We start from the raw sequence: 13933 nt of genomic DNA on the forward strand, positions 1-13933 counted from the left end.
CCTTCACGATTGCGGGATGCAGGACACAGCCCTGTCAGTTCCCGCCGACGAACTTCAATACTGGATACGAGCAGCAATTTGAGCGTCGGCGTCATGAAGAACCTGCGCGGTTGCAGATAGGAAGAACCCCATCTCCTGTAGTTCGTCGTTGATGACGTTCGCCGCCGAAGTGAAGCGCAGATAGGCTTCGTGAAACTTTCCTGACGCCTGGTCCGTCACAAACCCAGCGCTGAGCAGTTGATCAATCCGCGCTTTCATGTGCGCCAGCAGTCGTGCAATTTCCGCATGCCCGGCACGCAATTCAGCTGCGGCCTGGTTCATCTCCTCATAGCTGACCGTGATGTTTGCCATGCGTGTCTCCTCACGTGCGTTGGGCCCCTGAGGCGGGTGCCGAGGGCGAGCCGTGCGGCAACTGTACGCAGCCGCGACGCGACACAGGACCGTCGCATGGTTTCTGTGGATAACTCACGTCCCAGGTGTCCAAGCGCTCCCTTGGACGTTGGCAATAGGTGACGAGTCGCTCACATCGCCCGCGCGACCGTCGGCCCCCACAGTTGCGACGGAGCTCTTGCGCCGTCAGTGCGCTGCGCAGCTATGGTCGAGCATCCGCACGCTCCGACCACAGAGCTACCGAACGAAAGGCGGGCTCCTTGGAACTCCGCGTCCGGCTGCGGGTGCCTCACGCAGGAGAGCGCACAGCCACCCGCGATCTCAGAGTGACCGCTGATCCGGCGACCCCCGTATGCGATCTCGCGTTGGCGCTTGCCCATCACGTCTCCAGCCCGTCACCAACTCGCCAGCTGTCAGGCAGACTCGATGACCGGTCCGTGCTGAGCCCTAGCGCACGTGACGACGCTCGCAGCCCTCGAGACCCGCTGAGTCTTCGCGTCACACTTCCCGGCCGCGCACCCCGGGTCTGCGCGCCCGAGTCACGGCTCGACGAGTCAGGTATTCAGTCAGGCGCATGTCTCGAGGTGGTCACCCCACACCCTCGGCGCAACGTTCTGCCTCCACCTGCCGGGCAGCTCATCGTGCTTGCTGGGCCACAGCGGGGTCACGTTTTCTCGCTCCGACTGGGCGAGCATGTCATAGGGCGCGATCCGAGCTGTGACATTCAGCTGACGCATCCCAGCGTGTCCCGCCGACACGGCCTCCTGCGCGTGCGGCGCGGCGAGATGTTCCTTTCTGATCTCCGCGTGACAGACACGAGCACGGCCGACAGCGCCGATGCGCTGCGGCTTCCCTTGCCAGGCGTGGTGCGACTCGGGGCGCTCCCGGTCCGCGTGGTCGCCTCAGCTCCGCCCGAGCAAGCTCCCCGCCTCACAAATACGTATGCGCACCTCCCGCCTGTCCGCGTCGTTCCGCATTTCACCCCGTCCACAATTCGCCTCCCCCGACTCCCGCCTCAGCGAGCCACGACGCGATTCCCCGCGCTCGCCGTCGCTGCGCCCTTGCTCATGGCCACGGTGTGGTTCCTTTCTGCGCGTTCGCCCCTCAGCCTGATGATGCTGGGAGCATCGCCCGCTGTTGCACTCGCGGCATGGCTCGGCGCCGTCCTCGTCGCGCAGCGCGCACACCGGCGCGCACACCGAGAATTCGAAGCCGAGGTTGCAAAAGCGGAGCAGATGGTGGCGGAGGCGCACCAGCGAGAACGACGTGCGCGGGAGGAGCAACACCCGGCGACAGCGCAGTTACTCGACGACGCGATGCGTCGAGGACCACGTCTGTGGGGCGGCAACGCGGAGGCGGCCCATCCTCTGACTTTCAGGATTGGCCGCGGGACCTCTCCCAGCGCGGTCCGCACAACGGCACACCGCAGTGCTGACCAGCCCGATGCGGCTGGGCAGAACGCACTTGTCGCTCTCCAGCACCGCGCGGAGGAGCTCCACAATGCCCCAGTCTCTGCCGAGCTGAAATGCGCCGGCGCATTCGCGATCGTGGGGTCGCTTCCACTCAGGGCTGCAGTATTGAACTCTGCGCTCGCACAGCTCTGCACGCAGTATTCCCCCGCCAATCTGATCGTCGCAGGGTTCTTCTCACCCGAGCGCCAAGACGCTTCTGGCTGGGTCGCGTGGCTCCCTCACGTCGACTCACCGCAGAGTCCACTCACCGTGTCGCATCTCAGCGCCACTGCGGCGAGCGCGGCGGCCCTGATCACCGCGCTTGAAGACCTCACGCAGCTGTGGCACACCGCAGACTCACGCACCACCACCGCAGCCAAGCGCCCTGCAGTCTTGGTCATCGTCGCCCACACGGGTCTGGTGGACCGACGCCGCCTGGTCGCGCTTGCTGATTCGGGCTCGGCTGTCGGTGTGCACGTGGTGTGGTGCGCCGCTGCGCTCACCGAGGTTCCCGCGAACTGCTCAACCGTGCTCGAGCTTGGCGCGGTCAAGAGCTCACTGCACCGCATCTCGGACGAGAACTCCGTCAACCTCGATTCGGTGGAATCACTCGCCGCACACGACGCCGAGCGGTTTGCGCGGTCACTCGCTTCCGTCGTCGACGCTGGCGCCCACCCGATGGGCTCCGAGCACGCTCTTCCGAGCCGGGTGTCTCTCGCGAGTCTCCTCCCCCCGGATCTCTTGGAAAGCGCCCACTCGGTTGCTGCGAACTGGCGTCTCCGCGACAGCGTGAGCCGCACCTGGCAACGTGGGTCGACACGCTCCTCTACCTCACTCACGGTGCCTGTCGGACGCGACGTGGCAGGACCGGTCTCGCTCGACCTGGTCGGGGACGGCCCCCACGCGCTGATCGGCGGCACCACAGGGTCAGGGAAGTCCGAGTTCCTCGTGAGCTGGATCCTGTCTCTTGCAGCACACGTGGCACCGGATCGACTGACGTTCCTCTTTATTGATTACAAAGGCGGAGCATCGTTCCTCGATTGCGCGTCGCTGCCGCACAGCGTTGGCCTTGCCACGGACCTCGACCCACACCTCGCTGAGCGAGTTCTTATTTCACTCCGCGCAGAGATTCGTTCACGAGAACGCGCACTCGCGAACGCCGGAGCGCCCGACCTCGACACGATGGAACGTAACTCCAACCCCAAAGCACCGCCCCGCCTGCTCGTCGTGATCGACGAGTTCGCAGCGCTCCGCCAGGACGCCCCGGAGTTTCTCGCCGGTGTTACAGACCTCGCTCAGCGAGGACGCTCGCTCGGGATCCATCTCATCCTGGCAACCCAACGCCCGGCTGGCGCGATCTCGGACGACCTCCGAGCCAACGCAAACCTCCGCGTCTCACTCCGCACCGCAGACGACGCGGACAGCCGCGACCTCCTGGGTGATAGTTCGGCCGCAACGTTTTCGCCCAGGCTTCCCGGTCGAGCGGCGTGGGTGCTCGGTGCGGGATCGGTCCACCCGTTCCAGTCCGCGACCACCGGCGTTCCACCGGCCGCCGGCACGCGGGGGCGGGTTGTGATCGCGCCGCTGTGGCCCGAGTCGTCGCCCAGCTCGCCGAGCGCAGACGCCCCAGCCCCACCCCAGAGTGGGCCGCGTGACTCCACCCGCCTCATCGCGACGATCACGCGCGCGGCCCACCTTGAACAGTGCGCGGCCCCGCGGCGCCCCTGGGTGGAACCACTCGCGCCGAGCTACTCGCTCGATGAAGCAGCGCAGCTCACCGCCAGTCTTGCCTGGCCCCGGCTCGTCGTCGGTGTGCGCGATGAGCCGGACCAGCAGCGTCACGCGGCTTTCTCGATCCGGCTTCCCGAGTCTGGAAACGTGGCCGTGTTTGGTGGGCCCGGGAGCGGGAAGACGACTGCGCTTCTCACCATTGCCGCGGCGACCATACGGGCGCGCCCCGGCACCACTGTCTACGGCATTGATGGCGGGGATGGCACACTCACCGCGATCGCCGGGCTCCCGGGGGTGGGAAGCATTGCCCGGGCAGACGCGCACGAACAAGTCACCAGACTCTGCGAAAAGCTCGCCGCGCTGAGCGACGAACGACGGCATCGAGAGGCCGCCACCTCCGGCCCCGTACTCCTGCTCATCGATGGCTTCGCCCGCCTTCGCGAGGCCGACGATCGCGCCCGCACACCGGGCACCGTGCTGTCACTCCTCATGAACATCGCACGAACTGCACGAAGCTCCGGAGTGCATCTTCTCCTGAGCGCCGAACGCGCTGGCGGCCTGCCCCCAGATCTAGAGGCCAGCTTCCCCGAGCGCCTTGCGCTGCGCCCCGCGCTCCCCGACGACCTGCACCTGATGGGGCTCTCGCGTGGCGCGCTGCACTCCGCGCCACCCGGCAGGGCCATTCGGGTGACGGACGGCACCGAGATCCAGTTTGCGCTCCCTGGGCTGCGCAGCGAAAACGCCGTCGAAGGCTTCACTCGCGCTGCCCGAGTCCGGCCCACAGAAGCCCCGAGTGCGTTCTTGGTGCCGGAGATTCCCCGGACAGTGCAGCGGGCAGCACTCCCGCCCGCCCCTGGCGAGGGTGCTCCCTTCGCACTGAACACCGCAACGTTCCGTGGCATCTCCGCGCCGGACGCGGGGCTTGCCCTCGTGAGTGGCCCGGCCGGGTCCGGCCGCACAACAGCGATCCACGCGTTGCTCGAGGCATTGACGGCGACCAGGTCGGAGGCCAGAAGCGACGGCGTCACGGCGCTGCTCTCCCCGCATCGGAACAGCGGTCTCGCAACAACCCACCCCTGGCACACCGCCGCGCTGACGCCCGCAGCGCAACGCACCCTGCTCGCCCGGCTCACCGCTGCGGTGGATGCCGAGATGGGCGTCCCGGTCTCTCGTGCACCCGCGCTCTCCACTCCGGGGCCCGACGGCCTTCCAGTAGACCGGCATTTGTCCTCCCCAGCGTCGTGGCCGGGCGCTGGGGAGCGAGGAGTACTCGTGATCGAAGACATCGGCGCGTTCGCAGGCTCTGGGATTGAACGCGAACTCGGTGCACTGCTGCAGCGACTCCGCCACAGCGAACTGCTCACCATTGTTGAGGGCGAGAACGCAACACTGAGTTCGGTGTGGGAACTCGCCACACCACTCCGCGGCCTGCGCTGGGCACTCGCGCTTCGACCGGACGAACACGATACGCCCTCCGTATTTTCAGCCCCGTTTCTCCGGATGACCCGCGCGGACACTCCGCCAGGACGCGGCGTGCTCGTGCGGGGCGCGGACACTCATGGCGTACAGGTGGGATTGCCGGACCTGGCTTCGCCTGCCCGCGCCGCTCCGGCTCACAGCCGCGAAGCAGACGAATCGTCAGTCTCAACGTTTTCCGTCCGAGTACCGTAGCGCGCCGCGAGATAAGCGTTGTACTCGTCGAGCTCCGCGTCTTCCTCCGCCCGCCTGCGGCGAGCGCGTCGCTCATCCGAAGTGCGCCACTTCGACAGCGTCACGATCAACACAATCAAGAGCGGGAGTTCTCCGTACGACCAGATCAGCCCACCCGCGATCGCCTGATCGAGCGCCCGAGTCATGCCCCAACCGGGCGGATCCTCCGCATACCAGGCAAAGAGCGACCGAGTGCTGAGGAGCAAGATCAGCCCAAAAATCGCGTGGATCTGAATCTCCAGGACCACATCAACCAACCGAACCACGTACGACGGCGTACGCGGAAGCGGATCCAGTGCCCACAGGGGCGCACCCGCGATGACACCGGCCAGCAGAAACACGAGGAGCGCGAGGGTGTGCCCCCCAGGAGTAGCCATCACCACGCTCACCCCATCGCTGAAGTAGAAGCCAGGGAACGCAAGCAGCGCGATGACAATCGCCGCAGCCGGGTGGAGGAGCAGCTGCGCCGCACGCGAGCGGTAGCCACCCAATGCGGCGCGTAAAATCCAGCGGCCAGGACCACCGTGCGGAACCGAGCTGAGCAGGAGGCGCCCCGGGCTGCCCATCAGCAGGAAGGGTGGGACCACCACCATGAGCGTGATCTGCTGAAACAGCAGCGCAGACACGAGCACGTTGGCGTGCGCGTTCAGCGAGAGGCCACACACGAGAAACCAGAGCACACATCCGAGGGTGAAGAGCAGCGTTCGTCCCAGACTCCACCCGCGTCCCACCTGCCACAGCCTGATCGCACCAGCCCAATACGCCAGCAGCGTTGGCACCGCCAACCAGGCGAGCGGCGACGCCTCCGCCGGCGAAAACGCGACAAGGTCCGAGATACCAAGCTCGCCGGACTGGGCATGAAGAACAGAAACGAGTGAAAGAGGTGTCAGCACAGCGGCACTCCAGAGCAGTCGAGATGTCACGCAGCGCCGGGTGAGCTGCGCACACGCAGCCCTCCCCCGGGTCTTCGCACACGCGCCGATACTCCGGGCTCCGTTCTCCCTACGCTAACAGCCGTGGGCTGCGCACCACCGGAGAGTCACGGCGTCAGCGCCGCAGGACCTCCGGACTGGAACTGCCGTCAAGCTGGCGTGTCTTCGGCGACAAACGCTCCAACCGGAGCTGCCTGCCCCCACACATTCATCGCATCGAGCACGGGTTGAAGCTGCCACCCCAACGGGGTCAGCTCGTACACCACACGCGGCGGGATCTCCGGGTAGGCCGTGCGCGTCACAATGCCGCGCGCCGCGAACAGGCGAAGTCGGTTGGTCAGCGTGTGCGCGCTGATTCCGGGGAGCGCATCGCGCAGCTCACCGAAACGCTGCGGTCCGCGCATCAGCTCTCGAATGATGAGCGTGGCCCACGGGCCGTCGAACAGCAGCAGAAACCGGGCTACTCCGCACTCCGGGAGATCGTTCTCCTGCATATCTTCACAGCCTTCCATTAGTGCACTTGATGTAACCCGTGCAGTGTGTGCACTAATAGAAGCATGACATACATCGTGCACGGCGCAACCGGCGCCCAAGGATCCCCAGTTCTCGCGTCCCTTCTCGCTGCTGGCCATGCGGCAACCGCCGCCGTTCGCAACCCGGACAGCATTCCCGCAGGGGCCACTCCCGCCGCGGTCGACCTCACCGACGCCGCCGCGCTGACCGCGCTCTACACGGGCGCCGATGGCGTTTTCGTGCACCTGCCCATGGGTGCGCCCGGCGTTGACTCGGCGCAGGCTGACGCTGTCGCCACGGCGATTGCAGCCGCACGCCCCGCACGCGTCGTGATCTCAACGAGCGGACTGATCGTCGACCAGCCCGAGTCGCCGCTCCAGGCCACCGAGAGCGGCCCCCTTCGCACGCTCATCCGGCGCGTTGTCGAGAGCGGGGTGTCGACCGCCGTCGTCTCCCCTCGCCTCTACCTTGAGAACCTCCTGCTGCCCGTTATCGCGGGGCCCGCGCAGGAAGACGGTGTGCTCCGGTACCCGCTGCCCGCTGACTATTCGGTGTCCTGGAGCTCACACTTGGATGTCGCGGAGGTTGTCGTGCGACTGCTCACCGAGGATGCCGGCTCCCGCACCGAAGGTGTGATCTCGATCGGACATCTCCCCGGCCTGACCGGAGATGAGCTCGCTGCAGAGTTCTCCGCGGCACTCGGACACACCGTGCGCTTTGAGGGGATCACTCCCACAGCGTTCGGTGAACTCATCACTCCGCTGTTCGGCCCGGGTGCCGCAGCCGTAGTGGGACTCTACGAAGCACTGAACGCGCAGACCGGTTACGAAATCTCCCCCGAGAACAGTGCGCAGCAGGAGCTCTCACTGACACCGCGCCCCGTCGCAGACTGGCTCCGCGGCATTCTCGCCTGAGAAAGGCCCTGCCGGCGCATCGCCCGCGCCCCTGGGGACGGGAGCGGCCCTGCGACTCGACAATGTCGGGTCGCAGGGCCGCTTTGCCGGCGCGGAAGAGCTTCTAGACTTCAGACGAAGACTCACCTGCGGCTGCGTTCAGAGCGACCTCGACGCGACGATGAGCGATCCAAATCTCCTCGGGCACTCGTTCAAACTGAGCAAGGTGCTCGGCCCGGAAGCTCATCTCCTGCTGCCAGCGCGGCACGTCGACCGCGAGCAGCTGCGCGAGGATCTCGGAGTCGATGTCGAGTCCACTGAGATCCAGCTCTTCGAGTCGTGGCACCGTGCCGACGGGCGTCGGGGTGCCGACCGCAGTCCCATCGTGGTGCTGCAGCAACCAGAGCAGCGCACGCAGGTTCTCTCGGTATCCCGGCCAGAGGTAGGCGCCCGTCTCGGGATCGCGCTGGAACCAGTTCACGTGCGCGAAGGCGGGCGCGTGCGACGCTCCGCCCAAGACGTTGAGCCAGTGCTGCGCATAGTCGCCCTCGCCGTACGACATGAATGGCCGCATCGACATCGGGTCGTAGCGGAGCTGCCCGGCGACGCCCTCCGCGGCAAAAGTTGCCTCAGCGCCCAGGGTGAGCCCGTCGTACACACCCTCCGCCAAATCGTCGATGGCGCGAACGAGCGGCTCGCGGTCGCGCGTTCGCCCGCCGAAAATGACGGCATCAATCACGACACCCTCAGGCGCGTTGACGTCACCCGCAATGTTGGGGATCCTGTCGAGGGGAATCGTGAAGCGGCTGTTCGGGTGCGCCCACGGCTCATTCACCTGGTCCGGCCTGCGAGCCGCGATGGGCTCGCCGCGCCAGTCGAGCCACCCATCGAGCTCGGTGGGAGGCTCGGGCGTACGCCCCTCCCACCACACTTCCTGCGTGCGCTCGTTGTAGGCCACGTTCGTGAAGATCGTGCCCGAACCCTCTGCAATCGCCGCCATCGCGGTCGGGTTCGTCTCCTCATTCGTGTCTTTCGCGACGCCGAACGCACCGTTCTCAGGGTTGATGCCACGCACGCGCCCTTCGTCGTCGACCCACAGCCACGCAATATCGTCGCCGTAGAACTCAACGCGGTAGCGATCGGTGAGCGCCTCGGGGGGCAGCGTCATCGCCAGGTTGGTCTTGCCTGACGCGCTCGGGAAGCCACCGCAGATGTGCCGCTTGGCGCCGGTCTCCAGGTCCACGATTCCGAGCAGCAGGAACTGTTCCGCGAGGAACTTCCCGGACACCTTGCCATCGTAGGAGGCGAGCCGTAGGCCGTGCGCAATCTTGCCCAACAGCGCATTGCCGCCGTACGCAGAGCCGAAGTGGAGAATGGTGCGCTCGTCGGCGATCGTCGCGAACAGTCGCTGATCCTCCGCGGTACCCTGCCCGAGCGCGTCAAGATCACCGGTCACGTGCACACCGCGAACGAAGAATGCGGGATCGGCGAGGCCGTCAATGTGGGCCATGCCGACCCGCGCCATGCGGATCATCTGCAGCACGACGTTCCGATCGTCGGTGAGCTCGACGCCAGCGGCGAACGCCTCGAGCGGTGTGCCCGGGGGCGCCATCAAGTACGGGACGACGTACATCGTCTTCCCGCGGGAGGCGCCGCGCATGCGCTCGATGAGCACCGGCTTCACCTCGCCGGAGTGACGCCAGTTGTTGTATGCACCCTTGTCTTCGGGGTCCGACGTGGCCACGACGGTGCGCTCTTCGGAACGAGCGGTGTCCTTCTCGTGCGACCGAGAGAAGTAGCGTCCGCGGCCCGCAGGGAAGAGCGTGCCGGCGGCGAGCGACTCGGCGATGAGCCTCTCGTCGTCCTCCGTGCCCACAACCTCGATCCGTTCCGGCTCAGTGATTGCGGCCCACTCGGCAATGAAGGCGCGGACGTGTTCGTTCTGCACCCCTGCCGGGATGACGGGCAGCTCGGAATCGCTCATGGCAGACGCCTTTCTCGGGATCGACTCGATGACCCCAGTCTCGCAGGGCCGCGGCATTTGCACGAGTGGCTTCCGTGCGCGTCACGGCGTCCGCCCACTGTGCCTCGGCCCTGCGTCCACCCTATTGTTCGACGCGTCTAACTTTCAAATTGGGCGTGTCGTAGAAATTCGCCGCGAAGTCGTGTTAGGACTAGATCTAGTGGCAATTGACGCGAGCAAGCACTAGATATAGTCCAAATTCAAGCGAGAGGAAACTCGATGCGCCCTCCGAGCCCACCCCGTTTTGGCGGCACAGCACCACCGCCGCTGCAGGAATTCGCACCCGCAGAGTCGCCCGATCTCGTGTACTTCTCAAGCGTCTCGGAGAACACTCGTCGCTTCGTGGAACAGCTCGACCGCCCCGCCGCGCGCATCCCACTCCGGCCGCGGATCGAGGGCGGGATCCGAGTGAGCCGGCCATTCACGCTGGTGCTCCCTACCTACGGCGGCGGCGCACTCAATGGCGCAGTGCCCAAGCAAGTCATCGCCTTCCTCAACGACCCCGCAAATCGCGGCATGCTCCGCGGCGTGATCACCGCGGGCAACACGAACTTCGGTGAGCACTACTGCCTTGCAGGTCCGATCATCGCAACGAAGTGCGGAGTGCCCGAGCTGTATCGCTTCGAGTTGCTCGGCACACCGCTCGATGTCGAACGCGTCACCGCGGGCCTCGCCGAGTTCTGGCGACGGGCAGAGCGCGATCCCAATCAAGCCACCACAGCATCCACCCATCCGTCACCTGAAAGGTCCGCATGATGCCCGATTTCCCCCCTCTCCCATCGGTCACGCCGCCCGGGTTCCGCCACGACCCCACTGCCCGCATCCGGCCGATCAATTGGAACCGGGTGAGCGACGAGAAGGATCTCGAAGTGTGGAATCGCCTCACCGCAAACTTCTGGCTTCCCGAGAAGGTGCCCCTCTCAAATGATTTGCCCGCCTGGCAGGGCCAGCTCACCGCGGAGGCGCGCACGCTCACCATGCGCGTGTTCACCGGGCTCACCATGCTCGACACCGTGCAGGCGACAGTCGGCGAGATCGCGCAGATCCAAGATGCGCGCACGGAGCACGAAGAGGCGGTGTACACGAACATCGCGTTCATGCAGGCGGTGCACGCGCGCTCCTACTCCTCGGTGTTCTCCACCCTGACAAGCACGCCCGAGATCGACGACGCGTACCAATGGGCCGTCGCAAACGACCTCCTGCAGGAGCGATGCAAGAAGGTTCTCGTGCACTACTACGGCGACGATCCGCTCAAAAGAAAGGTGTCGTCCACCCTGCTCTCGTCACTCCTGCTCTACGCGGGGTTCTACCTCCCCCTCCACTTCTCTGTGCGCGCGACGCTCACCAACACCGCAGACATGATTCGGCTCATCCTGCGTGACAAGGCCGTGCACGGCTACTACTCCGGCTACAAGTACCAGCGCGGCCTGGAGACGAAGAGCCCCGAGCGGCAGGAAGAGATGCGCAAGTTCACCTTCTCGCTGCTCGAGGAGCTCTACGAGCTTGAGCTCGCGTACTCGGGCGAACTCTATGAACCGCTCGGCCTCATGCCGGATGTGGCGGCATTCGTGCGCTACAACGCCAACAAGTCGCTGATGAACCTGGGATACCCCGCCCGCTTCGCGGCAGCGGAGACCGCGGTGAGCCCGGAAATCCTTGCTGCGCTCGCTCCCGGGGCTGACGAAAACCACGATTTCTTCTCGGGATCGGGGTCGTCGTACGTGATCGGCCGCGCCGAGGAGACAAGCGACGCCGACTGGGACTTTTAGTCCGCGAGCTGTTCACCCCGCCGTGCAATAGTGGCGGGGTGAACAGCTCACCACTCTCGGCCCCACCCGCGCTGCCCGACCTCGAAGCCGTGCTCGCACAGATCCGCACGGACGCGACGGCGGGCCAGTTCTTAGCCTGGGGCGGGTCAACACTCATCGACGAGTTCACCGGGGTCCCATCGATCTCTCGTGAGCTTTTCGACGAGCTTCACGTGGCCGCAGACCTTCACGCCGACTTCCCGGTGGGCAACGCGGGCCTCCTGCACGTCTACGGCTACTGGTTCTCGCAGGTGCCCACCCCCTTTGGGTACAAGCGCGATCGCTGGGTCACGGGCGAGCTGGCCCGCGCACTCGGACGACCGACAGACGAATTTCTGCTCCGCACGGACGCGACGGCCACCACGCTCGCGCGAGTGACGAGCGCAGCGCTGCCTGTCCTGCTCACCCCGCCGGCCGGCGCGCGGGTGGCCGACGCTGAGTTCTCCTCCCCGGTGGGGCTGCACCGCGCACGCGTAGTGCTGCACGCGGCCGAATCGGGCGGGCCAACCGCTCTCGTCTACGGCATCAGCGACGCTGGCACGCACGCGGGGTCGCCTCTGCGGCTCATCACTGCGTTTCCCGTTTCGGGCGATCCCGAGCTGCTTCTTGCCGATTTTGAGCGCGATCCGGGATCGCGTTGGAATGCTGTTGCCGACTGGTAACCGAGCGTTCACCGCCCCATAGACATTTCGTCCATTTGCGTCCCTAAGTTTGGATTCATCGTCCAAACCGAAAGGGAGTGCGCATGGCGCCGAGTATCGTCTTCGACTTTGATGGCACGCTAGCCATCGGCCACGGGCCCGTCCGTGCCTACGCGCAGCAGATCGCGCCGGCAGCCGGGCCAGGGTTCGCAGAGCGCGTCGAGGCCGAGCTCGCCCGCTTCGACGCGGGTGAGGCAGTGTTCCGCGATGGCTACGACGTGGTGGGATCGCTCGCCCGCTCAGCGGGCGTCGACGACGAGACCCTGCAGGCCGCCTACATGGCAAGCCGCGCACAGCTCGGCACCGACCTCGCTCCCGTCGACACCATTCCCGAGCTCGACGCGTTCCTCGAGACGCTCGGGCGCTCGGCCCGCCTCGTGCTCGCCACGAACGCCCCTGAGCAGGGCATCGATCGCGTGCTCGCAGCCTGGGGGGTGCGGGATCGCTTCGCCGAGCTCCACTTCGCGATCGGCAAGCCCGCGGGCCTCACCCGCCTCATCACCGCGCTCCGCGCGCGCGGCCCCGTGCTCAGCATCGGCGACATCGCCGAATTTGATCTTGCGCCGGCGCGCGCCCTCGGCGCCGACACGGCGCTCGTGGGTGCCACGGCGGCGCTTTCCCCTGCTTCGGTGACGCTGCGCGGGCCCTCGCTCGCCGCGCTGCGCACCGACATCGAAACCTGGGCCGCGACCGCGGCGTCCAGCACACACGAGCCGCTCGGCTCGGCAACCGGCATTGAAAGGTAACTCCCCTCATGCGCAAGTCACTCATTGCAGCTGGCGCCCTCACGGTCGCAGCACTCGGTCTCGCAGGCTGCAGCACCGGCGGGGCGGGCGATTCCGCGCCGACCGAAGAGGCGCAGGCCTGGCCCGAGTCGATCACTCTCTCCCTCGTCCCCTCGGTTGAAGGCGAAGACCTCGCCGAGGCGCTCGACCCGCTCACCACCTACCTCTCCGAGGGGCTCGGCATCGAGGTGGAAGGGGTCGTGGCAAGCGACTACGCCGCGACCGTCGAAGCGCTCGGCGCAGACCAGGCTCAGGTGATCATCGCCGACGCCGGCTCGCTCTACAACGCGACGAAGCAGTACGACGCCGAACTGGTGCTGCGCGACGTGCGCTTCGGCGCAACGTCGTACGCGGCCGTCGGCTTCACGAACAACCCCGACAAGTACTGCGCCGAGGCGCCGGTGAAGGCGCGCTACGCGGCGAGCGACATCGAGCTGCTCTACTGCAACGGAATCGAGCAGGCGGGCGCCGACGCGACCGGCCAGGGCCCCGCGGGGATCGACGCACTGAAGAAGATCTCGAAGGGCACGAAGGTTGCGCTTCAGGCGGCCACGTCGCCCGCCGGCTACCAGTACCCCGTGGTCGCCATGCGTGATGCGGGCATCGACACCGACGCGGACATCACACAGGTGCCGGTCGAGGGCAACAACAACGCGGTGCTGGCCGTCGCCAACGGCGATGCTGAGGTGAGCTTTGGCTACTGGGACGCGCGCACCACCGTCACCGCGGAGGCACCCGAGGTGGCCGACAAGGTCGTCGCGTTCTCGTACTCTGAGATGATCCCGAACGGCGGCGTTGCGGTCTCCTCGGCCCTCCCCGCTGACTTGGTGACCAAGCTCACGAAGCTCATGGACGACTACGCCGACTCCTCCGAGGACGCGAAGACCGTGATGTTCGACCTCGTGGGGCTCTCCGACTGGACGAACGAGACTGCTGAGGACGAGATCACGCGCTACGGCGAGATCCTCAGCCAGTTCACGAACTAGGTTCTGCTCG

At 66.4% G+C, this 13933-nt stretch carries 11 protein-coding genes and 1 pseudogene; 8 read left to right on the forward strand and 4 right to left on the reverse strand.

The window, feature by feature from the left end; genetic code table 11:
- Window positions 1–54 precede the first annotated feature (54 nt).
- Window positions 55–351: a WXG100 family type VII secretion target gene (locus tag D3226_RS00345; RefSeq protein ID WP_202380467.1), complete on the reverse strand. Its 297-nt coding sequence runs from the start codon at window positions 349–351 to the stop codon at window positions 55–57.
- 680 nt (window positions 352–1031) lie between these two features.
- Here D3226_RS00345 and D3226_RS15125 point away from each other — a divergent pair.
- Window positions 1032–1268, forward strand: a pseudogene (locus tag D3226_RS15125) (FHA domain-containing protein); the annotation flags it as partial.
- Between the two features lie 699 nt (window positions 1269–1967).
- Window positions 1968–5243: an FtsK/SpoIIIE domain-containing protein gene (locus D3226_RS00350; RefSeq protein ID WP_237462159.1), complete on the forward strand. Its 3276-nt coding sequence runs from the start codon at window positions 1968–1970 to the stop codon at window positions 5241–5243.
- Here D3226_RS00350 and D3226_RS00355 read toward each other — a convergent pair.
- Window positions 5186–6175, reverse strand: a complete 990-nt coding sequence (locus D3226_RS00355; protein ID WP_337248851.1) for a cytochrome c oxidase assembly protein — start codon at window positions 6173–6175, stop codon at window positions 5186–5188. The genes D3226_RS00350 and D3226_RS00355 overlap by 58 nt on opposite strands.
- 188 nt (window positions 6176–6363) lie before the next feature.
- Window positions 6364–6708 (reverse strand): winged helix-turn-helix transcriptional regulator, encoded by a 345-nt coding sequence (locus tag D3226_RS00360; protein ID WP_202380469.1) that lies wholly within the window; start codon window positions 6706–6708, stop codon window positions 6364–6366.
- 63 nt (window positions 6709–6771) lie between these two features.
- On the opposite strand from D3226_RS00360, the gene D3226_RS00365 reads away from it, so the two are divergent.
- On the forward strand, window positions 6772–7641 hold the full coding sequence (locus D3226_RS00365) for an SDR family oxidoreductase (protein WP_202380470.1): 870 nt from the start codon (window positions 6772–6774) through the stop codon (window positions 7639–7641).
- Window positions 7642–7744: 103 nt separating this feature from the next.
- On the opposite strand, the gene D3226_RS00370 is transcribed toward D3226_RS00365, so the two are convergent.
- On the reverse strand, window positions 7745–9604 hold the full coding sequence (locus D3226_RS00370) for a phosphoenolpyruvate carboxykinase (GTP) (protein ID WP_202380471.1): 1860 nt from the start codon (window positions 9602–9604) through the stop codon (window positions 7745–7747).
- Window positions 9605–9862: 258 nt separating this feature from the next.
- On the opposite strand from D3226_RS00370, the gene nrdI reads away from it, so the two are divergent.
- From nrdI to phnD, 5 genes are all read left to right on the forward strand, one after another.
- Window positions 9863–10399, forward strand: a complete 537-nt coding sequence (gene nrdI, locus D3226_RS00375) for a class Ib ribonucleoside-diphosphate reductase assembly flavoprotein NrdI (RefSeq protein ID WP_202380472.1) — start codon at window positions 9863–9865, stop codon at window positions 10397–10399.
- Window positions 10396–11412: a class 1b ribonucleoside-diphosphate reductase subunit beta gene (gene nrdF, locus D3226_RS00380; RefSeq protein ID WP_237462160.1), complete on the forward strand. Its 1017-nt coding sequence runs from the start codon at window positions 10396–10398 to the stop codon at window positions 11410–11412. The genes nrdI and nrdF overlap by 4 nt, the downstream gene beginning before the upstream one ends.
- Before the next feature lie 38 nt (window positions 11413–11450).
- Complete coding sequence (locus tag D3226_RS00385; RefSeq protein WP_202380474.1) at window positions 11451–12113, forward strand: amino acid deaminase; 663 nt, start codon at window positions 11451–11453, stop codon at window positions 12111–12113.
- A gap of 83 nt (window positions 12114–12196) precedes the next feature.
- Window positions 12197–12898 (forward strand): HAD family hydrolase, encoded by a 702-nt coding sequence (locus D3226_RS00390; protein ID WP_202380475.1) that lies wholly within the window; start codon window positions 12197–12199, stop codon window positions 12896–12898.
- A gap of 8 nt (window positions 12899–12906) precedes the next feature.
- Window positions 12907–13923, forward strand: coding sequence for a phosphate/phosphite/phosphonate ABC transporter substrate-binding protein (gene phnD, locus D3226_RS00395; RefSeq protein ID WP_202380476.1), 1017 nt, complete (start codon window positions 12907–12909; stop codon window positions 13921–13923).
- The last annotated feature ends 10 nt before the right edge of the window (window positions 13924–13933 follow it).

Origin of the sequence: Leucobacter chromiireducens subsp. chromiireducens (assembly GCF_016758255.1) — a bacterium.
Lineage (GTDB): Bacteria > Actinomycetota > Actinomycetes > Actinomycetales > Microbacteriaceae > Leucobacter > Leucobacter chromiireducens.